The sequence below is a fragment of the Streptococcus cristatus ATCC 51100 genome (assembly GCF_000222765.1).
In the GTDB taxonomy this organism is placed as follows: domain Bacteria; phylum Bacillota; class Bacilli; order Lactobacillales; family Streptococcaceae; genus Streptococcus; species Streptococcus cristatus.
Genome location: NZ_AFUE01000008.1, coordinates 2,501 through 27,455, shown reverse-complemented (window position 1 = coordinate 27,455; position 24,955 = coordinate 2,501). Strand labels below are relative to the sequence as shown.

At 43.9% G+C, this 24,955-nt stretch carries 21 protein-coding genes, 3 tRNA genes, 1 pseudogene and 1 riboswitch (1 of these 26 only partly in view); of the genes and pseudogenes, 5 read left to right on the top strand and 20 right to left on the bottom strand.

Features of this window, described 5'->3' with window-relative positions; all coding sequences use genetic code 11:
- Nucleotides 1–3: 3 nt before the first annotated feature.
- Nucleotides 4–636 carry a signal peptidase I gene (gene lepB / locus HMPREF9960_RS06890; RefSeq protein ID WP_005591096.1) on the top strand — a complete coding sequence of 211 codons (633 nt, stop codon included), beginning with the start codon at nt 4–6 and terminating at the stop codon, nt 634–636.
- A 75-nt stretch (nt 637–711) separates the two neighbouring features.
- Nucleotides 712–3,077, top strand: a pseudogene (recD2, locus tag HMPREF9960_RS06880) (SF1B family DNA helicase RecD2).
- Between the two features lie 168 nt (nt 3,078–3,245).
- On the opposite strand, the gene dinB reads toward recD2, so the two are convergent.
- Complete coding sequence (dinB, locus tag HMPREF9960_RS06875; RefSeq protein WP_005591099.1) at nt 3,246–4,310, bottom strand: DNA polymerase IV; 1,065 nt, start codon at nt 4,308–4,310, stop codon at nt 3,246–3,248.
- 392 nt (nt 4,311–4,702) lie between these two features.
- Between dinB and pflB the strand changes: the two genes are divergently transcribed.
- The 3 genes from pflB (at nt 4,703) to HMPREF9960_RS06860 (ending at nt 8,378) form a co-directional block, all read left to right on the top strand.
- Nucleotides 4,703–7,018 (top strand): formate C-acetyltransferase, encoded by a 2,316-nt coding sequence (pflB, locus tag HMPREF9960_RS06870; RefSeq protein WP_005591101.1) that lies wholly within the window; start codon nt 4,703–4,705, stop codon nt 7,016–7,018.
- 123 nt (nt 7,019–7,141) lie between these two features.
- Nucleotides 7,142–7,915, top strand: a complete 774-nt coding sequence (locus HMPREF9960_RS06865) for a threonine/serine exporter family protein (protein WP_005591102.1) — start codon at nt 7,142–7,144, stop codon at nt 7,913–7,915.
- Between the two features lie 4 nt (nt 7,916–7,919).
- On the top strand, nt 7,920–8,378 hold the full coding sequence (locus HMPREF9960_RS06860; protein WP_005591103.1) for a threonine/serine exporter family protein: 459 nt from the start codon (nt 7,920–7,922) through the stop codon (nt 8,376–8,378).
- 16 nt (nt 8,379–8,394) lie between these two features.
- Here the strand turns inward: HMPREF9960_RS06860 and HMPREF9960_RS06855 are convergent, their stop codons facing one another.
- The 19 genes from HMPREF9960_RS06855 to HMPREF9960_RS06765 form a co-directional block, all read right to left on the bottom strand.
- Nucleotides 8,395–9,675, bottom strand: a complete 1,281-nt coding sequence (locus tag HMPREF9960_RS06855) for a hydroxymethylglutaryl-CoA reductase, degradative (protein WP_005591104.1) — start codon at nt 9,673–9,675, stop codon at nt 8,395–8,397.
- Nucleotides 9,672–10,850 (bottom strand): hydroxymethylglutaryl-CoA synthase, encoded by a 1,179-nt coding sequence (locus tag HMPREF9960_RS06850; protein ID WP_037586327.1) that lies wholly within the window; start codon nt 10,848–10,850, stop codon nt 9,672–9,674. Before HMPREF9960_RS06850 ends, HMPREF9960_RS06855 begins: the two co-directional genes overlap by 4 nt.
- A 290-nt stretch (nt 10,851–11,140) precedes the next feature.
- Entirely contained in the window at nt 11,141–12,451 is a 1,311-nt protein-coding gene (der, locus tag HMPREF9960_RS06845; protein WP_005591106.1) for a ribosome biogenesis GTPase Der, read from the bottom strand.
- A gap of 42 nt (nt 12,452–12,493) precedes the next feature.
- Nucleotides 12,494–13,210 (bottom strand): NADPH-dependent oxidoreductase, encoded by a 717-nt coding sequence (locus HMPREF9960_RS06840; RefSeq protein ID WP_005591107.1) that lies wholly within the window; start codon nt 13,208–13,210, stop codon nt 12,494–12,496.
- Nucleotides 13,207–14,106, bottom strand: coding sequence for a primosomal protein DnaI (gene dnaI, locus HMPREF9960_RS06835; RefSeq protein WP_005591108.1), 900 nt, complete (start codon nt 14,104–14,106; stop codon nt 13,207–13,209). The genes HMPREF9960_RS06840 and dnaI overlap by 4 nt, the downstream gene beginning before the upstream one ends.
- Nucleotides 14,107–15,261, bottom strand: coding sequence for a replication initiation and membrane attachment family protein (locus HMPREF9960_RS06830; protein ID WP_005591109.1), 1,155 nt, complete (start codon nt 15,259–15,261; stop codon nt 14,107–14,109).
- A gap of 6 nt (nt 15,262–15,267) precedes the next feature.
- A complete protein-coding gene (nrdR, locus tag HMPREF9960_RS06825) occupies nt 15,268–15,741 on the bottom strand; it encodes a transcriptional regulator NrdR (RefSeq protein WP_005591110.1) in 474 nt (157 codons plus the stop codon).
- A gap of 147 nt (nt 15,742–15,888) precedes the next feature.
- The gene (locus tag HMPREF9960_RS06820) at nt 15,889–17,220 is read right to left on the bottom strand and encodes an alanine/glycine:cation symporter family protein (protein WP_005591112.1); all 1,332 of its coding nucleotides are present in this window, start codon (nt 17,218–17,220) and stop codon (nt 15,889–15,891) included.
- 90 nt (nt 17,221–17,310) lie between these two features.
- A riboswitch (glycine riboswitch) is annotated at nt 17,311–17,400 on the bottom strand.
- Between the two features lie 168 nt (nt 17,401–17,568).
- On the bottom strand, nt 17,569–17,883 hold the full coding sequence (gene trxA / locus HMPREF9960_RS06815) for a thioredoxin (protein WP_005591113.1): 315 nt from the start codon (nt 17,881–17,883) through the stop codon (nt 17,569–17,571).
- Nucleotides 17,884–17,975: 92 nt separating this feature from the next.
- Entirely contained in the window at nt 17,976–20,309 is a 2,334-nt protein-coding gene (locus HMPREF9960_RS06810) for an endonuclease MutS2 (protein ID WP_037586325.1), read from the bottom strand.
- A gap of 69 nt (nt 20,310–20,378) precedes the next feature.
- Nucleotides 20,379–20,930 carry a CvpA family protein gene (locus HMPREF9960_RS06805; protein WP_005591115.1) on the bottom strand — a complete coding sequence of 184 codons (552 nt, stop codon included), beginning with the start codon at nt 20,928–20,930 and terminating at the stop codon, nt 20,379–20,381.
- Nucleotides 20,930–21,232 (bottom strand): hypothetical protein, encoded by a 303-nt coding sequence (locus HMPREF9960_RS06800; RefSeq protein ID WP_005591116.1) that lies wholly within the window; start codon nt 21,230–21,232, stop codon nt 20,930–20,932. The genes HMPREF9960_RS06805 and HMPREF9960_RS06800 overlap by 1 nt, the downstream gene beginning before the upstream one ends.
- A gap of 75 nt (nt 21,233–21,307) precedes the next feature.
- On the bottom strand, nt 21,308–21,718 hold the full coding sequence (locus HMPREF9960_RS06795; protein ID WP_005591117.1) for a GNAT family N-acetyltransferase: 411 nt from the start codon (nt 21,716–21,718) through the stop codon (nt 21,308–21,310).
- A gap of 211 nt (nt 21,719–21,929) precedes the next feature.
- Nucleotides 21,930–22,715: an ABC transporter permease gene (locus HMPREF9960_RS06790; protein WP_005591118.1), complete on the bottom strand. Its 786-nt coding sequence runs from the start codon at nt 22,713–22,715 to the stop codon at nt 21,930–21,932.
- 1 nt (nt 22,716) lies between these two features.
- A complete protein-coding gene (locus HMPREF9960_RS06785; protein WP_005591119.1) occupies nt 22,717–23,535 on the bottom strand; it encodes an ABC transporter permease in 819 nt (272 codons plus the stop codon).
- A gap of 1 nt (nt 23,536) precedes the next feature.
- Nucleotides 23,537–24,529, bottom strand: coding sequence for an ABC transporter ATP-binding protein (locus HMPREF9960_RS06780; protein ID WP_005591120.1), 993 nt, complete (start codon nt 24,527–24,529; stop codon nt 23,537–23,539).
- Between the two features lie 192 nt (nt 24,530–24,721).
- Nucleotides 24,722–24,805: transfer RNA gene (locus HMPREF9960_RS06775), tRNA-Leu, on the bottom strand.
- Between the two features lie 7 nt (nt 24,806–24,812).
- Nucleotides 24,813–24,884 (bottom strand) — tRNA-Gln (locus HMPREF9960_RS06770).
- Between the two features lie 16 nt (nt 24,885–24,900).
- Nucleotides 24,901–24,955 (bottom strand) — tRNA-His (locus HMPREF9960_RS06765) (it continues 18 nt past the right edge of the window).

The window sequence follows — 24,955 nt, the reverse complement described above, 5'->3', positions numbered from 1 at the left end:
ACTATGAAAAACAAACGCTTTGACTTCCGTGCCTTCCTCAAGGAGTGGGGAGTCTTTACCCTGATTATCTCTGTCATCTTACTCACTCGCTGGCTGCTCTGGGCACCTGTCAAGGTAGACGGCCACTCTATGGACCCAACCTTAGCCAATGGGGAATATTTGATGGTTTTGAAACACCAGTCCATTGATCGCTTCGATATTGTCGTAGCCTCTGAAAAGGATGACGATGGCAAAAAGAAAGAAGTCGTCAAGCGAGTGATTGGTCTTCCGGGCGATACCATTCAGTACGAAAACGACACCCTTTATATCAATGGTAAAAAAACTGATGAACCTTACTTAACCGAATACATCAAGAAATTCAAAAAGGACAAGCTCCAGTCTACTTATGTAGGCAAGGATTACACGGACAACGGAACTTTCTTCCGCAAGCTGGCCTCTCAAGCCCAGGCCTTTACCGTGGACAAGGAAGGTAGCCCCGTCTTTACCATTAAACTCTTAGATAATGAGTACCTACTTTTAGGTGACGATCGTATCGTGTCCAAGGATAGCCGTCAAGTGGGTGCCTTTAAATCCAGTCAGATTCAAGGCGAGGCTAAATTTCGTATCTGGCCAATCCTACCTTTCAAGACTTACTAATACTTAAGAGTATACTCCATCCAAACTCAGTTGACTACTCAGCTGGGTTTGCTTTTTAAAGAGCATATAGAAACAATGACAGAATTTTATTTTTCAGGCACTATTGAGCGCATCATTTTTGAAAATCCCAGCAATTTCTTTCGAATCCTCCTCTTGGATATCCAAGACACGGATTGTGAAGATTTTGATGATTTTGAGATTATCGTGACCGGAACCATGGCCGATATTATCGAAGGCGAGGATTATACATTTTGGGGCAACCTGGTCCAACATCCAAAGTACGGACAGCAACTAAAAATTTCCCGCTACGAGAGGGCAAAACCGACTAGCAAGGGGCTGGTTAAATATTTTTCCAGTGATCACTTTAAAGGTATCGGGGTCAAGACAGCCCAAAAATTGTGGATCTTTATGGGGACGAAACCATTGATAAGATTTTAGCTGAGCCAGAAAAACTCAAAGAAATCACTGGCCTTTCCGCCAAAAATCGAGAAGCCTTTGTGGCCAAATTGCAACTCAACTATGGAACAGAGCTGGTCTTAGCTAAGCTGGCCGCCTACGGCATTCCTAACAAACTAGCCTTTCAGATTCAGGAAACCTACAAGGAAGAAACGCTGGAAATCGTCGAGCACTATCCCTACCGACTGGTTGAAGATATCCAAGGTATCGGTTTTAAAATCGCTGACCAGCTGGCCCAGCAGTTGGGAATTGAAAGTGATGCTCCTGAGCGTTTTCGGGCTGGCTTGATTCATACCCTTCTGACCCAATGTATGGAAACTGGAGATACCTATTTGGAAGCTAGAGACCTATTGGCTCGTACTATTGAGCTTTTGGAAAGTTCGCGCCAAGTAGAGCTAGACCCCAGTCTGGTAGCCGATGAATTGGCACACCTGATTGAAGAAGACAAAGTCCAAAATGTTGAGACCAAGATTTTTGAAAACAGCCTCTTCTTTGCCGAGGAAGGCATCCGCAGCAATCTGGTCCGCCTCTTGGAAAAAGGCCGTCAGGATCGCTTTAAAGACGAAAAAATCCTCAATGCCATCAGCCAAGCTGAAGATGACCTAGGCATCCACTATGATCAGATTCAGAAGCAAGCCATTTTCGACGCTATCACACAAAAAGTCTTTATCCTGACGGGTGGACCAGGAACAGGAAAAACAACGGTTATCAATGGTATCATCGCTGTCTATAGCCAGATTCGGGGCTTGGATTTGAAAAAGAAGGCAGATTTGCCCATTCTCCTTGCTGCTCCGACTGGTCGAGCTGCTCGCCGTATGAACGAATTGACTGGACTACCCAGCGCTACGATCCACCGACATCTCGGTATGACTGGAGATGATGATACCAGTCATTTGGATGATTATCTGGATGCTGACTTTATCATCGTAGACGAGTTCTCCATGGTGGACACTTGGCTGGCCAATCAGCTCCTCAGTAATATCTCTTCCAATACCAAACTGCTCTTGGTTGGGGATGCAGAGCAGTTGCCCTCTGTCAGTCCTGGTCAGGTATTAGCTGACCTACTGCAAATACCGAGCATTCCCCAAACCAAGCTGGAAAAAATTTACCGTCAGAGCCAAGATTCGACCATTGTCACTCTGGCTAGTCAAATCCAAAAAGGACTACTACCAGAAGATTTTACTGAGAAAAAAGCGGATCGTTCCTATTTCGAAGCTCGAAATGAACACATCCCGCCCATGATTGAACGAATTACCAGCGCAGCTATTCGCAGCGGCATCCCAGCTCAGGATGTACAAGTGCTGGCTCCCATGTACCGCGGACAGGCAGGCATTGACCAGATAAACAGCCTCATGCAAAATCTGATCAATCCTGTGGAAAAAGATCAGCTGACCTTTGAGGCACCCGATTGCCAATATCGACAAGGAGACCGGGTCATCCACTTGGTCAATGATGCCGAAAGCAATGTCTTTAACGGTGACTTAGGCTACATCGTCGACCTGCTCCCAGCTAAGTACACCGACTCCAAGCAGGATGAATTAACCATCAACTTTGACGGCAATGAAATTAGCTACCAGCGCAGCGAATGGTACAAAATTCGCCTAGCCTATGCCATGAGCATCCATAAGTCTCAAGGCAGCGAGTTTCCCGTGGTTATCCTTCCCATTACCCGAAGCAGCCACCGCATGCTCCAGCGCAATCTGGTCTACACCGCTATTACCCGAGCCAAGAGCAAACTGATCCTACTTGGGGAAAAGTCAGCCTTTGACTACGCTGTAAAGAATACTGGAACAGCCCGCAAAACCTACCTGATTGAACGTTTTGGAGATGTAGAACCCCCTCAAGAAATTATCCACAATCCTGTGGATAACAGCGAACCGCCTGTGGAAAACTATATCCTAACAGAAGAAAACTTCCAGAAAATTGATCCTATGATTGGTATAACAGAAGAAGATATTCACAGTATTTTTGGCGATGGCAATTAAATGGAAACCGAATCCAATAGGTTTTACTTTTTATGCTGTCACAGAACCTTACTAAGAAAGCCTCACAAGTTCCTTCTTTACTCAGATTCGACCAAGAGTGCCTTATCAAATATTCCCCTTTAAAACAGTAGAGTCTGAGATAGTTATGTCCCAGACTCTTTTACATTCTTATCCAAACCCCGTCACTGTCAGTCCTAATAAACGAACGCCTCGCGGCTGCTCTTCCAGGCTGTCATAGATTTCATGACTAACCCGCTCAATCACTTCGACTTCCTTCGTTTCTTGCTCCAAGGTCCTCCTTTTAGTTAGAGTTGAAAAGTCAGCATAGCGGATTTTGAGGACAACCGTCTTGCCAGCTTTCTGGTGTTTCTCTAAGCTGAAAGCGACCTTAGCTGCCAAGCGAGATAGTTCTTTTTTTATATCCTCCTCGCCATGGAGCAATTTGGCATAGGTCCGCTCCTTACCGATAGACTTGCGAATACGATTGGACTTGATCGGACTATTGCTGATACCACGCGCTTTCCGGTAGAGATCAAAGCCAAAGCGGCCGAACTTATCAATCAAGGTCATTTCCGATATCTTGAGCAGATCTGCACCAGTATAAACACCCATTTTATGCAGTTTCTCGACACTCTTCTTACCCACCCCATGAAACTTGGCAATGTCCATAGACGCCAAAAAGGCCTCTGCCTCTTCGGGTAAAATAACAGTCAGACCGTGCGGCTTCTCATAATCACTAGCAATCTTGGCTAGAAACTTATTATAAGAAACGCCTGCCGAAGCCGTCAGTTGCAGCTCATTCCAGATATCGTGCTGGATCAGCTTGGCAATTTTGACTGCAGATTTGATACCCAACTTATTTTTCGTCACATCCAGATAAGCCTCGTCGATGCTCATGGGCTCAATTTTATCCGTGTAGCGCTTGAAAATCTCTCGAATCTGCAAACCAACTGTTTGATATTTTTCATAATTTCCCGAAATAAAAATTCCCTGCGGGCAACGCTCGTAGGCTTCCTTGGAGCTCATAGCCGAATGAACTCCGAACTTTCTGGCTTCATAATTACAAGTCGAAACCACACCACGTCCACCCGTCTGACGCGGATCACTACCGATAATCACAGGCTTTCCCTTGAGCTTAGGATTATCCCGCTCTTCGACCGAAGCAAAAAAAGCATCCATATCAATATGAATGATCTTTCGCGATGTGTCATTAATTAGCGGAAAAATTAGCATGCCGGCTCCTATAAGTTAGAATAGATCTTTAGCAAATTTTATCATTTTTAAAGCAAGTTTCAAAGGATTTTTATTCAAAAGCAAGACCGGAAAATGTGAGAAACTTTCTGAAGTACATAGATAAAGTGTTAAAATAAGAATTTCAGTATTGGACAAATTTCTCCATAGTAACATTCAAAATAAGTATAAAATAGTTCAGCTAGTCAGCTTCTTTCTACTATTTTCATTTACCATTTTCAAAATTATAAAACAGTTTGCAATAAAATATCAATCTGTATTATAAAAGAAAGCCTCTTTTAGCACTGAAATTCGTTTGTGAAACCGATTACCTTATGATATACTTTAATTATAAATGTAACAGTTTATGTTGCTAGAATAAAGAGGAAAATCTAATGGTTGTTAAAACAGTTGTGGAAGCTCAAGATATTTTTGACAAAGCTTGGGAAGGCTTCAAAGGTGAAGACTGGAAAGAGAAAGCAAGTGTTTCTCGCTTCGTTCAAGCCAACTACACACCTTATGATGGAGATGAAAGCTTCTTGGCAGGTCCTACTGAGCGCTCACTCCACATCAAGAAAATCGTAGAAGAAACAAAAGCTCACTACGAAGAAACTCGTTTCCCAATGGACACTCGTCCAACATCTATTGCAGATATCCCTGCTGGTTATATCGACAGAGATAACGAACTAATTTACGGTATTCAAAACGATGAACTCTTCAAATTGAACTTCATGCCAAAAGGTGGTATCCGTATGGCTGAAACAACTTTGAAGGAAAATGGTTATGAACCTGATCCAGCTGTTCACGAAATTTTCACAAAATATGTGACAACTGTTAACGACGGTATTTTTCGTGCTTATACTTCTAACATCCGTCGTGCTCGTCACGCCCACACTGTAACTGGTCTTCCAGATGCCTACTCACGTGGACGTATCATCGGTGTTTACGCACGTCTTGCTCTTTACGGTGCAGACTACTTGATGCAAGAAAAGGTCAACGACTGGAATGCGATCAAAGAAATCGACGAAGAAACAATCCGCCTTCGTGAAGAAGTAAACCTTCAATACCAAGCTTTGCAACAAGTCGTTCGCTTGGGTGACCTTTACGGTGTTGACGTTCGCAAACCAGCGATGAATGTTAAAGAAGCGATCCAATGGGTTAACATCGCCTTCATGGCTGTCTGCCGTGTGATCAACGGTGCTGCTACATCTCTAGGACGTGTGCCAATCGTACTCGACATCTTTGCAGAACGTGACCTTGCTCGTGGTACATTTACTGAATCAGAAATTCAAGAATTTGTTGATGATTTCGTTATGAAACTTCGTACAGTGAAGTTTGCTCGTACAAAAGCTTATGACCAATTGTACTCAGGTGACCCAACCTTCATCACAACTTCTATGGCTGGTATGGGTAACGACGGTCGTCACCGTGTTACTAAGATGGACTACCGTTTCTTGAACACTCTTGACAATATCGGTAACTCTCCAGAGCCAAACTTGACAGTTCTCTGGACTGACAAACTTCCATACTCATTCCGTCGCTACTGTATGCATATGAGCCACAAACACTCTTCTATCCAATACGAAGGTGTAACAACAATGGCTAAAGACGGATACGGAGAAATGAGCTGTATCTCATGCTGTGTGTCACCACTTGACCCAGAAAACGAAGATCAACGTCACAACATCCAGTACTTCGGTGCTCGTGTGAACGTTCTTAAAGCCCTTCTTACTGGTTTGAACGGTGGTTACGACGATGTTCACAAAGACTACAAAGTATTTGACATCGATCCTATCCGTGACGAAGTTCTTGAATTTGAATCAGTTAAAGCGAACTTTGAAAAATCACTTGACTGGTTGACTGACACTTATGTAGATGCTTTGAACATCATCCACTACATGACTGACAAGTACAACTATGAAGCTGTTCAAATGGCATTCTTGCCAACTAAACAACGTGCTAACATGGGATTCGGTATCTGCGGATTCGCTAACACTGTTGACACATTGTCAGCTATCAAGTACGCTACAGTTAAACCAATCCGTGACGAAAATGGCTACATCTACGATTACGAAACAATCGGTGAATACCCACGTTGGGGTGAAGATGACCCACGTTCAAACGAATTGGCAGAATGGTTGATCGAAGCTTACACAACTCGTCTACGTAGCCACAAACTTTACAAAGACGCAGAAGCTACTGTATCACTTTTGACAATCACATCTAACGTTGCTTACTCTAAACAAACTGGTAACTCACCAGTCCACAAAGGTGTATACCTCAACGAAGATGGTTCTGTGAACTTGTCTAAACTTGAATTCTTCTCACCAGGTGCTAACCCATCTAACAAAGCTAAAGGTGGCTGGTTGCAAAACTTGAACTCACTTGCTAGCTTGGACTTTGGTTATGCAGCTGATGGTATCTCATTGACAACTCAAGTTTCACCTCGTGCTCTTGGTAAGACTCGTGACGAACAAGTTGATAACTTGGTAACAATCCTTGATGGTTACTTTGAAAACGGTGGACAACACGTTAACTTGAACGTTATGGACTTGCAAGATGTTTACGACAAGATCATGTCTGGCGAAGATGTTATCGTACGTATCTCTGGATACTGTGTAAACACTAAATACCTCACTCCAGAGCAAAAGACTGAATTGACTCAACGTGTCTTCCACGAAGTTCTTTCTATGGATGATGCACTTAGCTAAGCCTCTTTCCTAATTGTAAAACCAGCTGAAAATCAGCTGGTTTTCTTTTGCTTTGGAGAGATAGCTTTGAGCATTTATGTTATAATAGAGTTATTGTGAAATGAAAAGAAAAAAGGGGATATAATGGCTGAGAAAATGTCTACAGATGAAAAAAATCTTAATCTGGCCGTCGATGTTATCATGCTAGCTGGGACCTTGCTATTACAAAGCGGCTCAGAGATTTATCGGGTCGAAGACACTATGATCCGGATTGCCCATTCACAAGGCATCCTGGACTGCAATGCCTTAGCCATGCCCGTTGCCATATTCTTTTCAATTGAAAATACTAATATTTCTCGAATGAAGCGAAATATCCATATGAACTACAATATCGAGAAAGTCTGCGATGTCAATCAGGTTTCTCGGCAATTAGTCAGTGGAGCAATCAATTTGGAAGAGGCTCTTGAACAACTAAGGGCACTTAAAACGAAAGGGGTTCCTTATAGCAAAAGAGAACTCATTACAGCAGCCACGCTCAGTGCTCCTTTCTTTTCTATCATGTTTGGTGGAAATTTTTACGATGCTCTTGGAGCCGGTATCGCGACTCTATTTGGCTTCTCTTTCTCCCTTTATGTCGATAAATATATTCGAATTCCTTTTGTTTCAGCCTTTGCTGGAGCTTTTGTCTTCGGATTATTAGCCCAGATCTGGGCTCGCTACTCAGGATTCGATTCAACAGCAGACTTGATCATCGCAGGAGCTGTTATGCCCTTCGTCCCAGGAATCGCTCTGACCAACTCAGTTAGAGATATCATGACCAACCATATCAACTCTGGAATGAGCAAACTCTTTGAATCGCTCCTCATTACCCTTGCTCTCGGGGCCGGTACTTCTGTCGCCCTCATTCTTATGAAATAAGCCTATGACAATCTTGACTTTCTTACTACAAGCTCTGGCCAGCCTACTGGCTATCATCACTTTTCTAATCGTTCTAAATGTCCAGCGTAGTATGCTGATTCCTGGCGGAGTTTTAGGAATGGCTACTTGGCTACTCTATCTCCTACTCAAGGGGCCGACCAATGTTATCATTGCAACCTTCGTGGCTGCTATCATTGGTTCCTGTACCAGCCAAATCCTCAGCATCATCTATAGAACGCCGGCTGTCGTCTTTATTTTGGCCATTCTAGCGCCTCTAGTACCTGGATATATTTCCTATCGGACAACTGCCTTCTTTGTGACAGGTGATTACAGTCATGCTATGGTCAATGCTACCTTGGTCGTCATCCTAGCCTTGGTCATCTCTATCGGCATGGCTAGCGGGACGGTTGTCTTAAAGATTTACAGCTACCTGAAGAAACATCCTCTGCACTATAAAAAATGAGTCAATACATATTGACTCATTTTTCTTTACGAATTTTAGTTAGAATTTCCTTAGCTTTTGCCTGATTAAATTGCTTCTCTTTGAGAAGTTCTGCAACAACAGCAGCAATCTCATCTTCCTGAGCACCGGCCAATAAAGCTAGAGATTTAGCTTGGAGCTTCATGTGGCCAGCCTGAATTCCCGTGGTCACCAGTGCTCTCAAAGCCGCAAAATTTTGCGCTAAACCAACAGAAGCGATAATCGAAGCTAATTCTTTGGCTGTCGGTTGCCCCAATAAATCAAAACTAGCGACGACCATTGGATTAAGACCAATGGAACCTCCCTTGGCCGCAACCGGCATGGGTAGAGTCAACTGGCCATAGAGTTTTCTTTCCTCTAGATTGGCCTCCCAGTTACTCAATCCTTGATAACGGCCATCACGAGCAGCATAGGCATGGGCCCCAGCTTCAATGGACCGCCAGTCATTACCTGTCGCCAAAAGAACTGCATCAATTCCGTTGAAAATACCTTTATTATGCGTGCTGGCCCGATAAGGATCCTGCTTTGCAAACTGACTAGCTAAAGCGATTCTTTGAGCAGTTCGTTCAGCTTCTGCCTTGTCTCGACTGAGTGAGTGGAAATCAATTTCACAAGAGGCTGTTACGAGCGCCTCAGTCGCATAGTTAGACAGGATGGCCATCAAGCTCTGTCCACCTGTTAGCTCCTCTAATCGTTCTTTTAGGGCTTCTAGCATTGTATTAAGGATATTGGCACCCATGGCTTCCTGAGTGTCCACGACAAGGTAGACAACTAGAAAATCTGTCTCTCCCCCCAGGAAATCCGTTCGCAAGTCACGCGCCCCACCTCCTCGCTTGACGATGGAAGGATGGGCTTGATTTGCCAATTCTAATAAAGCTGACTTCTCATTTTGGATCTGCTCCAGGGCTTTAGCTACATCGGGCACATCATAGAGTGCGACCTGCCCAACCATCTGCCGATTATGAATCTTGGTCTTGAAACCGCCGTTGCGCTGAATGATTTTTGCTGCAAAACTAGCAGCAGCAACGACAGAGGGCTCCTCTGTTGCAAAAGGTACCTGATAAACCTGCCCATCTATGAGAAAGTCCGGTGCAATCGAATAAGGCAAAGCCAAAACAGAAAGCACATTTTCACTCATTTGATTGGCTGTCTCCAGCGGCAAATGGCTTTGATTAGCAAGATTTTGCCAATTCTCAGCCTGGAGTAGCTCATGGGCTTTCAGAAACTCTAGTCGCTCTGCAGGCGTTTTTTTAGAAAATCCGGTCCAATTTATTTTCATGATGATTTCTCAACTTTGATATACTTGCGCTGGTGTTGATCGATTTGAACCAAGGCGTAAACTTGGTCATCGTAGTCAGAAAAAACAGCTGAGCCGTTTTCATCCAGCTGAGCTTCTGCAAAGAAAAGCTCTTCATAAGCAGCAACCGTCAGTTCTTGACGTTGATTCAATTGCTCTAAACGATTAGTCGTCAATTGTTTTTCATAACCTTCTACCAGATTGGCACTAAAAATCTCGGCCACAGCGCCACTCCCATAACTAAAGAGAGCAATCTTGTCACCAGCCTTAAGATTTTCAGAGTTTTCTAAGAGGGACAAGAGCCCTAAAAAGAGGGAGCCTGTGTAGATGTTTCCGACCTTTTGGCTATAGAGAATAGACTTGTCAAAGTTTTCTTGCAGGCCTTTTTGCTCCTCCTGAGACAAGTTTTTATCCATAATTTTATTCAGCCCCTTCAGCGCCAATTTTGGATAGGGAAGATGGAAACAAACCGCTGCAAAGTCTCCCAAAGCTAAACCATGACGCTTTTGGTATTCGTTCCAAGTCGTCTTGAGACAATCCAGGTACTGCTGGGTTGAGTAAACACCATTGACGTAAGGAGTCGTAGAGTAATTTGGACGCCAGAAATCCATAATATCACGAGTCTGAGCCACATTATCTTCATTGAATTCAAGGATGCGTGGATTTTGACTGATCAACATAGCGACAGCGCCTGCGCCTTGAGTCGGCTCGCCTGGCGTTTCCTTTCCATATTTGGCAATGTCACTAGCGATGACCAAGACCTTGCTTTCTGGATATTGTCTGATATGCAGTTTGGCATAGTCTAGAGCAGCAGTTGCGCCATAGCAGGCCTCTTTAATTTCAAAGCTACGAGCAAAGGGCTGAATGCCTAAAAGACCATGAATAAAGACCGAAGCCGCCTTGCTTTGGTCGATGCTAGACTCTGTTGCGACAATGACCATATCAATGGCCTTCTTGTCCTCAACAGTCAAGATTTGCTCAGCCGCTGTCGCACCCAAAGTGACAATATCCTCAGTTAAAGGAGCAATGCTGATCTCCTTCATCAATAATCCCTTGCTGAGCTTGTTGGGATCAATGCCCCGCTCCTCAGCCAGATGATCTAATTTTAAAACATAATTGCTGGTCGCAAAACCGATTTGATCGATTCCGATTTTCATCATAAAGACCTCATTCAATTCATTTGATAGCTAATAGTATTCAGATATTATTTTACCATAATTAAGGCTAAAACTCTTTTAAAAACCATTTTTTAAGCTCAAATCCGACTTGAGACGGAGAAAGCTCATCATTAAAAAATGAGAGAAACTCAATTTTGCAAATTCAGTTTCCCTCATCAGTCTATTCCAAATTTTGAGCTAGCAAATTTAAGGATTTAAGGATAAGCTTCCGCCCATGAATTCCCTGAAATCGCTCTTATTTTTTCTTTATAAACAGTCCGAAGCAAGTCCTACTTCCGCTTCCTTGCAATCAAGTGAATCGGTGTTCCCTCAAAGACAAAGGCCTTGCGGATTTGATTTTCCAAGAAACGCAGGTAAGAGAAGTGCATGAGCTCTTCTTCGTTGACAAAGATGACAAAGGTCGGCGGTTTGGTCGCAACCTGAGTCGCATAAAAAATTTTGAGACGTTTGCCCTTGTCAGTCGGCGTCGGATTAATCGCGATAGCATCCATGATGACATCATTGAGTACCGCTGACGGAATACGGGTATTTTGACTCTGACTAATTTGCTTAATCATGTCTGGCAGCTTATGGAGACGCTGCTTGGTCAGGGCAGAGACAAAAATAATCGGGGCATAAGACAAGTACTGGAACTGGTCACGAATATCTTCTTCCCAGTCTTTCATGGTATGGTTATCTTTTTCCAGCGTATCCCACTTATTGACGACGATAACAATACCTTTACCTGCTTCATGAGCGAAGCCAGCGATTCGCTTGTCGTACTCACGAATTCCTTCTTCGGCATTCAGCACCATCAGAACGACATCTGAGCGGTCAATCGCCCGCATAGCCCGCATAACAGAGTATTTCTCTGTATTTTCATAGACCTTGCCTGACTTGCGCATACCAGCCGTATCGATCATGGTAAATTCCTGACCTTCACTGTCTGTAAAGACCGTATCAATAGCATCACGCGTGGTACCAGCCACAGGACTGGCAATGACCCGATCCTCACCCAAGATGGCATTGATCAAGCTGGACTTACCGACATTAGGACGGCCAATCAAGCTAAACTTAATCATATCAGGATTTTCGACGACTTCTTCATGTGGAAGATTTTCAACGATAGCATCCAGAACATCCCCTGTACCAATCCCATGGACAGAAGATACTGGAAATGGATCGCCCAAGCCCAGAGCATAGAAATCATAGATTTCATTGCGCATTTCGGGATTATCCACTTTATTAACCGCCAAGATAATCGGCTTGTGGGTCTTATAGAGCATGCGAGCGACATACTCGTCCGCATCCGTGATACCTTCCTTGCCAGACACGACAAAAACGATAACATCAGCCTCGTCCATAGCAATCTCAGCTTGGTGCTTGATTTGCTCCATAAAAGGCGCATCAACATCGTCAATTCCGCCTGTATCAATAATACTAAACTTACGATTCAGCCAATCTGCCGTCGCATAGATGCGGTCACGAGTAACCCCTTCCACGTCTTCCACAATGGAAATCCGCTCACCCGCAATCCGGTTAAATAGCGTTGACTTGCCGACATTGGGACGGCCGACAATGGCAATAGTTGGTAAAGCCATGTTTTTCCTCTTTCATTCTTTAGGACCGAGCTGAGCTCCGCCTTATTTTTCTAATTTCTTTTCTTTGAATAGTTGGTCAATCGCTTGATTCGGCTCCTGACCAAATTGGGCTGCCAAACGCTGGCTCCAAGTATCCTGTGCTCTCTCACCAGCATACTCAGCCTGCACACGGTCATAGGCCTCGATGACTGAGCTGAGTTGCTCACAGTATTCTTCCTCAAAGACCACCGCTTCATAAGGCAGACGTGGTTTGACAGCATGGTTTTGATTAGGCTTTCCTAAAGCCATGCCGAAAACTGGATAAGTATAGTCTGGCAGATTAAAGAGCTGGGCAATTTTTGAAGCTTCATAGCGAACTAAACCAATAATAACGCCGCCATAACCCAAACTTTCAGCTGCTAACAGAGTATTTTGTCCAGCTAAAGCAGCATCTACTGAGCTAATCAGGAGATTTTCTGTTCCCTCAGGATAAAAGTCTTCCGTATGCATGTGAACGCCCTTTTGAGCACGATTGAGGTCGCCAACAAAAAGCAGGAAGGCCGAAGACTGCCGAATGGCTTCTTGGGGCACCAAGTCAAAGAGGGCTTCTTTTTTCTCTTTGCTTCGCACTACAATGATCGAATAGGACTGAAAATTCTTCCAGCTGGACGCAGCCCGCCCAGCATCAATGATGGCACGTAATTCCTTATCCGAAATCTGCTCTTTCGTAAAGCGCCGAACAGACGTATGAGCCTTCATTAAGTTAATTGTTTCATTCATCGGCGATTTTCTCCTTCTAGGTGTACTTCTTGAGCTAAAAACTTAATCCGCTCCATAACCCGCTTAGCTTGCCAGGTCTCATCGCCATTCTTAGAATTAGCAAAGTGACGCTCCAAATCTGCAAAACTAAAGTTAGAAGTAAAGAAAGTTGGCAGATTTTCCTGCATGCGGTGCTGGAGAATGACCTGCAAAATCTCATCTCTCATCCAAGGGCTAGACTGCTCTGCACCGATATCGTCCAAAATCAGCACTTGAGCTATCTTGACCTGGTCAATCTTGTCCTTGACCAAGCCGGAACTGATAGCATTTTTAACATCCAAAACAAAGCTTGGATAGTGAAGCAGAGTCGTTGAAGCACTACGTTTTTCTGACAAATCATGTGCCAGCGCAGCCATCATGTAGCTCTTACCTACGCCGAAATCTCCGTAGAGATAAACAGCCTTCTGATAATGCGGAAAATCCGCAACAAAACTGGTCAAGAGTTCAAAAGCCTTGTAACGACCGACATCGTCTAAGTCTACTTTGGCCAAACTAGCTTCTTTTAGACTGGTGGGTAGATTGATGAGGTTGAGACGGTTTCTAATCGCTTCCTGTCTCTCCTGCTCGATCAACTCAGGTGTTTCCTCATAGGCAACATCCGCATAGCCTTCATTTTTCACCAAAATTGGCTTATAACCCTTAGCAATATAGTTCTGATCTTCTAGCAGGAAACGATCTCGTTCGGTAATGAATTGATTGAACTTAGAAATGCTCCGTTGAATTTCGGTTGGAGACAGTTGTTCTCGACTGATAAAGGCGGCGATATCTGGATCTGCTAAAATCTGCTGGACTAATTTTTGATAATCAAACTGCTTCACCTTATTCATATGAGGCATTGCCTGTCCTATTTTTTCCATTTAATCGCCTCCCTCTTCCAGTCTCGCTAAAAGTCTTCTTTTTTGTTCTTCTAGTTCCGCTTGTTTTTCTAAGCTGGTTTCATTCTTGTAATCCGGCTGACTCCAGTTCGGCACATTGCTTTTAGCAGCAGCTGGGCTGACTTGCGCAGGACGACTATTCGTCTGCTGATTACGCTCACGGATTTTCAGGACTGCCTCTTCAGCCGAGGTCACCTTTTGATAAGAAAAGTCATTGGCCACCTTGAGGGCGTACTTCTCATTGAGATTGGCCGAATCTACCTTATTAAAAGTCAGTAGCAGGATGATATTGATAACTTCATCCAAAAGCCCCATCTCTGCCAAATCCCGAATCAACTTCCGTTCACTACGCGTAATGGCCGCTTGACGGGTTTTCTTGATTTCTGCCAAAAAGAGCAAGGGCTGCTTGCTTTTAGCCTCACGGATAATGGACTGCTCTTGCTGAGAAAAATCTCCCGAGACTGGTTTCTGCTGAATCTTTTGCTGCATCCGTTTCGTCGAAATCACATGTGACACAGCCGTTTCACGCGCTAAGACATAGGTCTCATACCAGGTCCATTTCTTCTGCTCCGCAATAGCAAACAAGTCCAAGAGATCCGATTTTTCATCCGCAAAACGCAAGCCATCCTGAGCCATTCTCTGTTTAAAATGCGTCAAGTCAAAATCATTCTGGCGACTGGTTCTCGTCGGACCGACCTCTTCCATGCCATAAATCTGGCTAAAAGAAGCACCGATTTTTTGTCCAGCTGGATTTTCTGGTCGTAGCTTGTCTACTGCCGCCTGACCAATCTTTTTCTCCAAAAGACTACTGTACACATGATGAGCAAAGAAGTCCTCAGCGGACAAGGTTGGATAGAGTCGGATGAAAAATCCCGTCTCCGTCTGGAAAAGCTCTAGCAAGCCAATAGCTGATAGACGTTCCAAGCTCCTCTCCAACACTTCCATACCAAAATCAAGATGATTTAAAATATGGCTGAAAAGTCGTTGCTGAGCTCCGTTATCCCAAAAAGAAACCAGATAAAGATAAAGCGCCACTGCATCCTTGCCCACAATAGGTAGATAATAACGGGTCAGCCCGCTCATATCCTGACTGACCTGGTTATTAGACAAGAAAGAAAAATGATCATTTGGTTTCATAAGCCCTTATTTTTCCTTTTTCTTCTTAGAACCCTTGGTAATCTGCTTCAAAAGGCTTTCCAGCTCGCCAACATCCTTAAAACTCCGATAAACACTGGCAAAACGGACATAGGTAATCTCATCCAGCTCGGCCAGCTCATCCATGACCAGAGAGCCAATATATTCGCTAGCAATTTCATTTTCGCTCTGACTGCGAAGTTTTTGCTCAATCCGATTGACCAATTCTTCGATCTCGTCACTTGAGACCGGACGCTTCTGAGCGGAGCGGATGATTCCATTAAATATCTTATCCCGAGAAAACTGCTCACGCGTCCCATCTTTTTTGACAACGACTAGGGTTCTTTCTTCCACGCGCTCATAAGTTGTAAAACGATGCTGGCATTCCTCGCATTCACGGCGACGACGGATTGTATTTCCATCTTCTGCCTGCCGGCTGTCAACCACACTTGATTTGCTTCCGCCACATTTGGGACAACGCATGTCATTTCCTCCTAGAATCTTAATACTTCATTATACCATGTTTTGACCAATAACAAAAGACGAGAGATTTCCCAGCCATAAAAAACTAAAGCTGGCAAAGCAGCTTTAGCAAGAAAATCTTCTTTCAAAAATCCAGCAAATGGAAACTCAGCCCTTCTTGTCAAAATACTTTTTGGTCTCAGCAATAATAACCGGAGATAAGGCCAAAAGAGCAATCAGATTTGGCAAGGCCATCAAGGCATTGACAATATCGGCAATGACCCAAACTGCTTCTAGCTCAATAAAGCCCCCTAAGAGCACCATAGCAACAAAGATAATTCGGTACAAGCGAATATATTTGACACCAAACAGGAACTCAAAGCAGCGCTCACCGTAGTAGTTCCAGCCTAAAATAGTGGTAAAAGCAAACAGAACTAGAAAAACGGATAGAAGGATTGGACCAAAATTGGCAAAGACAGTCGCAAAGGCTGCCTGAGTCAAAGACACACCATTAAGATTGCCATCCCAGACTCCTGTAATTAAAATCGTCAATCCTGTCAAACTACAAATGATCAGGGTATCAATGAAGGTTCCGGTCATAGAAATCAAGCCCTGTTCTACCGGTTCCTTGGTCCGAGCTGCCGCCGCTGCAATAGGGGCTGATCCCAAGCCAGATTCATTGGAGAAAACTCCACGCGCGACCCCGTTTTGAATTGCCATCTGGATGGTCGCACCGGCAAAGCCACCGACAGCAGCCGTCTGACTAAAAGCAGAACTAAAGACCAGTTGGAGGGTTGGCAGCAATCGATCTAGATTGACCGCTAAGACAGTCACAGTCCCCAAGATATAAATCGCTGCCATAAAGGGCACAACCTTGGTCGATACTCGGGCAATAGACTGGATGCCGCTGAAAATAACCAGAGCCACCAAAATAGCCAAGATAGAAGCTGTCACAGCTGGAGGCAGCTGAATGGTATTCTGCATGGCCTCTGTGATGGAATTGACCTGCGTAAAGGTCCCAATCCCCAAGAGAGCCACCAAGATACCAGCTATCGCGAAAAAGATGGCCAGCGGGCGCCACTTCTCGCCCATTCCTAATAGGATATAGTGCATGGGTCCGCCCGCCATAGCACCATGAGCATCCTTGCGGCGGTACTTGATAGCTAAGAGGCCTTCGGCATACTTCGTCGCCATCCCAAAGAAAGCAGCCACCCACATCCAGAAGAGGGCGCCCGGTCCACCGGTTTTAATGGCAGTTGCCACTCCAATGATATTTCCCGTTCCCACAGTCGCAGCCAGAGCCGTACAGAGAGCCGCAAAGCTTGACACGTCTCCATGATGATCCTCTCCGGATACAAAAATTAGGCGAAAGGCTCGAGAAAGACGCGAAATCTGTAACAACCTCAGACGAAGAGTCAGATAAATTCCTGTTCCAACTAATAAAATCAAAAGGGGAGGCCCCCAGACCAAAGAATCAATTTGATTCAGCAACTTCAACATAAGTCTTATGCTCCTTTTCCACACCGAGAAAAAGAAAAGTACATGTTTACACATGTACTCTGGATGCCTGAGAATGACCTACTCCTGTCCTTCCCTTGCTCTGTCCTTTTACCTGAGAGTTTGAGCAGTTGCCTGCCTTGCCCCTTCGGTGCCAATCATGGTCTCTCCAGAGTTCCGTCCATTTCACAGTCATAAGATTCAAACGCTTATTTCTGAAAAACTTCATTCGGTGTTTATTCTAAATTTTCTATTATTTTAAAATAATATTCGGTTTTTGTCAATGTTTTATAACAAACTTTAAACATGTAAACGTTTTTTAACACAAAAAGAAGCCCTGAGGCTTCTTGCTTAGCTTAACTCTGCCAAAATAGCCTTCAGTTGCTCCTTCGTATGAACACCGGCTACTTGCTTCACGACTTGACCGTCTTTCTTGAACAGAAGGGTCGGAATGGACATAATACCAAATTCACGGGCAGTATTAGGATTTTCATCCACATCCATTTTAAGGATTTTCAGTTCATCTTCATGAACTTCCTCTGCCAACTGCTCCAAGATAGGCGCCTGCATACGACAGGGACCGCACCAAGTTGCCCAAAAATCAATCAGAACCAGTCCGTCTTTTGTCTCTTCAGCGAATGTTGCATCTGTAACTGCTGCTACCATAAATTTTCTCCTTTTATTGCTTACTTTTGATAATATTGTACACCAAACCCAGAGGAAAAGAAAATATTTGCTACGGACTACCCTATGCTTCCCTACTTAAAGATTACAATCGTCGCGCCACTGCCACCAGCATTTTGCGGGGCATAGCCAAAGGACTTGACCTGCTTGTTACGGCGGAGGTATTTGGTCACCCCTTCACGGATGACACCCGTTCCGATACCGTGGATAATATCCACCTGAGCCATGTTATTGAGGAGTGCTTGATCGATAAAGGCATCAAGCTCTTCCATGGCCTCTTCATAGCGTTTGCCACGCAGATCCAGCCTAGCTTTGGGTCCATTAGTATTGGACCGCTTGACCACATTGACCTGCTTACGCTTAGGCTGCTGCTCCTTTTCAGCCTTGAGTAAGTTAAATTCCTGCTCTTCTAGAGTCATCTTGATAAGACCGACCTGGGCCTCCCAGCGCCCGTCTTTGAGATGCTTGACCAAAGTTCCCCGCTGACCATAGCTGGTGACCAGGATATCATCTCCCACCTTGGGCGCCCGATTTTTCTTAGCCTGCTGCAGCACTTTATTCTTTGATAAATCAACCGTTTCTGGTGCCAACTTTTTAAGCTGAGCCTTAGCTTCGATAATCTCATGCGGTTTGAGACTAGATTTATCATGGAGATTTTTGAGAATGCTCTCGCTTTCCGCTAACGCCATATCCACGATTTCCTGGGCTTCCAAGCGTGCCTTATTGAGCTCGGTTTCCTTTTCTCGGTTAAACTCATTGTAAAGTTTTTTGAGGGCTCGGTTAAATTTAAGATTTTCCTGCTCTACTTCGCGGATATTATCCAAGCGCTTGCGGCTTTCCAACGTCTGCTCTTCCAGGCGCTCAATGATCCGATTGACATCACTGTCTGTATCGGTCTGCTCTTGGGCGTGGCCAACGATAACTTCCGACAAGCCCAAACGCCGAGCAATTTCAAAGGCATTGGAGCGGCCAGGTACTCCCTGCATAAAGCGATAGGTCGGCCGCAAACTATCTGTATCAAATTCCATGCTGGCATTTTCCACCCAATCCATCTCAATCCCATAGGCTTTGAGCTCAGGATAGTGGGTCGTCGCCATGGTTTTAATCTGTCTTAGCCGCAAATCTTCTAAGATAGCAATCGCCAGAGCTGCTCCTTCTTGCGGGTCAGTCCCAGCTCCCAGCTCGTCCAGCAGAACCAGACTCTCGCTATCAACCTGCTCTAAAATAGAGACGATATTAGTCATGTGACTGGAGAAAGTCGACAGGCTCTGCTCAATCGACTGCTCATCGCCAATGTCTGCAAAAATCTGACTGAAAATCCCGACGCGACTGCCCTTATCCGCCAGAATCGGCAGACCTGACTGAGCCATAATCTGAGCCAAGCCCAAGGTCTTCAGCATGATGGTCTTACCACCCGTGTTAGGCCCAGTAATGACAATCGCTGTCAAATCAGGCCCAAAATGCAGGTCATTAGCCACTGCATTTTCAATCAGTGGATGGCGGACACTGAGCAGTTGGATGTCCTGCTCTTCCGACAGGTCTGGCACCACCGCTCCCGTCTCCTGCATGAAGCGGACCTTGGCACGCACCAGATCTAGATGGCCGATAATCCAAGCATTGTTGGCAATTTCAGCCGCATGAGGCCGTATCATATCCGACATAGCTTGCAAAATCCTCTGAATTTCATAGCGCTCGTCCGCCCGACTGCTGGCAATCTCTTCATTGAGATTGACCACCGCCCGCGGCTCAATGTAAACCGTACTTCCGCTGGCCGAAATATCGTGAACGACACCCGCAATACGGTTACGGTAGGTATTTTTCACAGGTAGTACATTACGGCCATTCCGACTGGCCACCACTTGGTCTGCTAGCATATCTCCCTTGGTTTTGAGAATCTCTTGCAGAATATCTCGAACCTGAACTTCATTTTCTTGGATTTTCCGGCGAATACGGCTCAACTCTTCACTAGCAAAACTTTCGAGAAAGCCCCCATCATTGATAGCTTGCAGGCTCCCCTGAATACTAGGAAACTCTACTAGATTGTTAAAAAGGCGATCCAAACGCTCCAATTGGACATTTTCCAAGTCCTCGTAGAAGGACACCAGCTCATGCGTCACAGCCAAGATCCGCTTGAGGGCTAAAAACTCCTCGATATTAAGGTCACTATCCAGCTCTAGGCGCTTGGTTAAGCCCCTAATATCCTGAATGGCTCCCAAACTAAAGTGCGGATGTTGCACAAAAATCTGCCGCATATCGGACATTTCCAAAAAAGCAGCAGCAATTGATTCTTTTTTACTGTTTGGCTGGAGCTGCTTCAACTCCAACCCTCCCAGCTCAGTCAGCAGATAGGGAGAAAAAAGTTCCTTAATTTTATCAAATTCCAAAGTTTCTAAAATTTTATGATTCATCATGTTCATTCTATTTCTATATGATTTAAACTGAAAAAGAAACTCAGCTACAGGGCAACTGAGTCTTAATTATCCGATAATTTTTGTGACCCAAAGGTCATGTAAAATGGATGAAGTTACAGGCGTGTGATTGATAATAAACCGAATCAGCAAACTCGAATTTAAGCGTTCTTGGATAAAGGACATGGGCACAGTAGCTAAAATAGTCAGTCCCATCTCGATGACAAAGAGTGAGATGAAGACCGCAATAGCCCCACTGACCATATTAAAAACTTTGGTATCCCACTTATTCGGATAGGGAATTAAATTTACAAAAATCCCCAAAAAGCGGCCTACTATATAAACAAGACTAAAAACAAGAAGATAAGCCAGCCCCGCATAAAAAACCTTATCCAAATGGAAAAGTTGAGAACTTGCAAAGAAATAAGTCGAGCTGCCTTTAACAGCGCTAGCATAGGGCACCCACAAGCTGATAGACTTAGCCAAGTCCTGATATAGAGCTCCAGCCACCAGCATGGATACAATCGTCATAGCAGCATAATAACCCTGCAGAACAATCCCACGCGAGTAGCCAATATAAAAGCTCCAAGCTAATATTAGTAAAATAATAATCGCAAACACTATCTTTCCCCTGTATTAGCTGACTTTTCTCTTAATTCGCTAAGCATTTTGTGACGAAGGCTTTCCAATTCTTTTTCCTTATCATCAAACTCAATCTCGCGGCTGAGCTGGGTAGATAAACTATTAATCGCCAACAAAATGGCCAAGACTTCATCATCCGCCGCAGGCATCTGCTCTTTAATGGCCTTATATTTTTCCTTAGCAACCCGCTCCACTTCTTCCATGAAAAGATTATCGTGTTCTGTTGTTAAAGTTAAGGTTTTGCTTCCAAATGTAAACTTATATCTATTCAAATTTGCCATAAAATCACCTCATGATATTATACCAAAAATCGCTACATTTGTCAGGTAGAAATCTGCTATCTATCCTTGGATAAATTATAACTCTTTCGTATAATAATATCGCTCACCTGTATAAGGATATTCTTTTAATCTAAATACTTCCTCATAGCCATGCTTTTTATAAAAATCTGGCGCTTGGAAATGGAAGGTATCCACAAACGAATACTTACACTTCCTGTCACGAGCTTCCTTTTCTGCCCTTTGCAAAATATCCGAGCCAAGTCCTTGCCCTCGTAAAGCCTCACTCACATATAAATACTCAATTTCCAGCCAATAACCAAACGTTTCGGCTACTAGGCCGCCCATTAAATTTCCGTCCTCATCTTCGACAAAGATATTGAGAGGCTCACTTGTTGAAGCTTCCCTTTTAGAGCGATTATAGGCTCGGATTAAATTTCCAAGTTCTTGGACACGTTCAGATTCTTTATTTTCCAATCTCAATTTCATTAGGCTCTCCTTCTTACCAAATCTTAAATCTATTCTACCATTTTAGAAAGATAAGTAGAATTTATTCATTCCAAAAGTAAAATTTAAAAGATAGATACCTTAAAATATATTAGAAAAGACAAGGCCGCAAACCTTGTCCTTATACTGTATCTAATAGTTCTCTTATTCATAGACTTTCTGCATGCATATCGCCCTTTATTTATACTCACTCTTACGATCCAGCACTTTCGTAGGCGTCCAAACCCCTATCCCAAAGTTTGAGGGAAATGAAAAAGCAAACAAGGGAAATCAGAATCAAACCACCAATGTTAAAGAGTCCATTCTTGTCCTGCAAGAAATAGCTGGCAGGGTAGTAGGCCGTAAAGGCGAAAGGCACGATAAAACTAATCAACCAACGAAGAAGCGAATTGTAAATGGAAATCGGGTACTTGGCAAAGTCATTAAACATATAGAAGATGTAAATCATGGCACCTGACTGCTTGGTCCAAAAAGCAATACTGGCTGTCGCAATTTTCAAGGAAGTATAAATCAAGGTCGCAAAAGGAATACAGACTAGGAAAAGCAGGAATTTAGGAAAGGTCCAGCTAATACTGGTGACCGTTGTCGCTAGCAGAATGCCTCCGACCAAAAGTTCGCCCAAGGCATCAATCTGAAAGGTCTCAACCAGAATATGAAAGAGAGGATTGATAGGACGAGTCAGGTATTTGTCAAATTCTCCCTTTCTCACCAAGCGTTGCCCCAGTGCCCAGAGATTATCAAAAAAGAGATGGTCCAATCCCTTGGGAATCAAGGAAAAACCATAGATAAAAGCAATCTCTTGAAAGGTCCAGCCTTCTAGAGATGGAATATGTTGAAAGAGTACATTGAGAAACAAGAGGTTCAAGCCTTGGGTCAGGAAGACACCTAACACGCCCACCACAAAATCGACCTTGTATTCCATGATTTGCTTGATGTATTGTCTGATAAAAATCAGATGCATGCGTTGATATTTTTTCATACTAACCTCCTTGAATGGTGATGAATGACTGGACCCGTTTCCAAATCAACTGAGACAAGCCCACCATCACTATGAGCCAGAAGAACTGTAGCAAGAGTGCTTGAAGAATCTGACTGGCATCGTATTTCCCAACAATGATCATGACCGGAGTGTAAATCAAGGATGAAAAAGGCAAAAAGGACAGAATATCTGATACAATCTTTGGAAAGAAAGCCAAGGGAATCAAACTCCCAGACATAAAGTCAATCAGAGAATTCTTAAGCAGATTAGAGCCCCATAAATTTTTAAACACAAAGGCTGAAAATCCAAAGCAGATATTAAAGAAAAAGTTGATCAGGTAGGCTAGGATTAAGCTAAAGAGATAAAGGATGGTTAATCCTAGCACTTCTACAACCCCTTGCCTAGATAAAATTTTCATCAATACGATGACACTTAAAAATGGCAGTCCAACAGAGATAAAAATCAACCACTTGGATCCAAGTTCCGTAAAGAGGTAAGAAGCTGCAAAATGCACTGGTCTCAACAAACGCATGATAATGGAACCATCCTTGACCTCCTCGCCAATCATAAAGGAAGAATCCGACCTAGTCAGAAGATTAGTCACAAAACTCATGATGATGTAGAGGGTGATATCTGCCATACTGAAACCCTGAATCAAAGACTCTTGCGAGGAATCAAAGACAGCCTTCCAGAGATAAAATTCCACAAAAGCACCCATGACATCGCCAATCCGATAAAGAAGAAAGTTGACTCGATAGGTAATCAACTCCTGAATCCCTGCATTGATAAAGGGTTTATAACGTCGCCACAATTTGACCATCTTAGAGCTCCTTTCGGTAGAAGCGACGAATAATATCCTCGATATCCGTATCCAACATCTTCAAATCACGAATCTCAAAATCAGACAGGGTTTGCTTGATAATATCAGCTGATTGGTAGCGGGAACTATCAAATTCAATATTAAGGCTATTTCCTTGTCTATCAATGGTCATATCCGAAAAGCCTTCATAGTGAGAAACGAGATGACTTTGACCTGGTAGCAGTTCAAAGGAAAGAGTCTTCATCTTGCCAAAGGTTTCCTTGAGCTGGCTCACCGTCCCATCAAAAATCTCTTGCCCCTTATCAATCATAAAAATCCGATCACAAAGTTGCTCAATGTCGCTCAAGTCGTGAGTGGTCAAGAGAATAGTGGTCTCTTCCTCCTGATTGATTTGGGTAATGGCCCGACGAATATTGTCCTTGACCGACACATCCAAGCCAATGGTCGGCTCATCTAAAAAGAGAACCTTAGGATTGTGGAGCAAGGAAGCCGCAATGTCCGCCCGCATCCGTTGGCCAAGTGAAAGAGTCCGCACGGGGTCCTTGATAAAATCCTTCAAATCCAAGACTTCATTTAAAAAATCCATACGCTTATGGAAGAGCGAGTCTGGCACATCGTAAATCTCTTTCAAGACCGTGTAGGTCTCTTGCAGAGCCAAATCCCACCATAGCTGGGTTCTTTGCCCGAAGACCACTCCAATATCTTTGACATAGTCTTGGCGATTATCCTGCGGAATCTTGCCATTAATACGACAAAAACCAGATGTCGGTTTCAAAATCCCAGTCAGCATTTTAATCGTTGTTGACTTCCCAGCACCATTAGCCCCGATAAAGCCTAAAATCTGCCCCTTGGGCACCTCAAAAGTCAAATCCTTGACTGCTTCAAAGGTCTGCTTTTCAGGATGAATAAAGGAGCGCAAAGCCCCCTTTAACCCTGGTTCCTTGACCGTCTTCACAAAATTTTTCTGAAGATGTTCCACTTCTATCATTGCCATATGCTTCTCTCCTTAGAAAGAGTTGAATAAGTCATTTACTATTACAAACAAGAATCCTTACTAGTATCTAAACAGCCAGAAAAAAAATGTAGATAAAGCAAAAGAATGATTATAAAATAAATAATCTCAAACAAATCAAAAATAAAAATTGGTAAAAAAAGACAAGATCCGAAAACCTTGTCTTAATTACTATACCGGCGGCCGGGGTCGAACCGGCACGTCCTTGCGGACACTGGATTTTGAGTCCAGCGCGTCTGCCAATTCCGCCACGCCGGCAAAGTAACTGGGGTAGCTGGATTCGAACCAACGCATGAGGGAGTCAAAGTCCCTTGCCTTACCGCTTGGCGATACCCCAATAATCAAAAGAAATAGGCGAGTGATGGGGATCGAACCCACGCATGCCAGAGCCACAATCTGGTGTGTTAA